This window comes from Marinomonas lutimaris, assembly GCF_019426345.1.
GTDB lineage: Bacteria > Pseudomonadota > Gammaproteobacteria > Pseudomonadales > Marinomonadaceae > Marinomonas > Marinomonas lutimaris.
This window is the reverse complement of sequence record NZ_JAHLLW010000055.1, coordinates 1-818: the sequence shown is the minus strand read 5'-3', so window position 1 is coordinate 818 and position 818 is coordinate 1. Positions and strand designations below refer to the sequence as shown.

Sequence of the window (818 nt, the reverse complement as noted above, 5' to 3'; positions counted from 1 at the left end):
GTGACACTTTATAGTCCAGCTGGTACCACGGCAGATCTTAATGTTGGGCCTGAGGGCGGGGTGACTGGAACAGCGAGTGGTCCGGTATCACTTCCTGTTAATTTAGCGTCAGGCGTAAATGGTACGGTTGACGTCGCTACTGCAGGTGGAAGCCAAGCATTTTCTGTTGTCGCCCCTCGAATTGCCCTGACTTTCTGTATCGCTACAACAGGCATGTACCCTCCACGCCCATAATATTTATCTGCAGCTTTGTTAAATGGTTTGAGCTGTATCTAAGGAATTATGTTGTACACAACATTTTTATAGCGTTATAAGGAATTTTCCATGAATAAAAACACAAAAATATTATCTCTTTCTTCATTATTCGTTGTTCTATTTTCAGGTGTATTTGTTGCGCTTCCTCAGAAAGCGCTTGCGTGTGCTGCTGAACCTTATCTTGGCTCAGTTTGTGTGACAGCCGCCTCTTATTGCCCTATAGGTTATGTTGCGGCAGCGGGCCAAACGAGTGTAATTAATGATAATCCAGCTTTGTATTCACTGCTTGGCACCCGATATGGTGGTGATGGTAGAAATACTTATGGTATTCCTGACTTACGTGGTCGAGCGCCGATTGGTACGGGTCACGGAGCAGGACTAACGAATTTCAATATCGCTGCTAGGGTGGGGCAAGAAATGCATACATTGGATATTTCTCAAATGCCCAGCCATACACATGCTGCGACCTTTACTCCTAGTGGTGGTGCGAGTGCGGGGGTCGCATCTGGAAACATTTCTTTACCAGTGACAGGGTCTGCAAAAATCGCGACCTCTTCTTCTAG

At 46.0% G+C, this 818-nt stretch carries 1 protein-coding gene and 1 pseudogene; both read left to right on the top strand.

Annotated elements, in window-relative coordinates; all coding sequences use genetic code 11:
* Window positions 1-234: pseudogene (locus tag KPL72_RS21085) on the top strand (hypothetical protein); the annotation flags it as partial.
* 90 nt (window positions 235-324) lie between these two features.
* Window positions 325-818: phage tail protein (locus KPL72_RS21080; RefSeq protein ID WP_219704358.1), on the top strand; the 494-nt coding region annotated here is incomplete at its 3' end.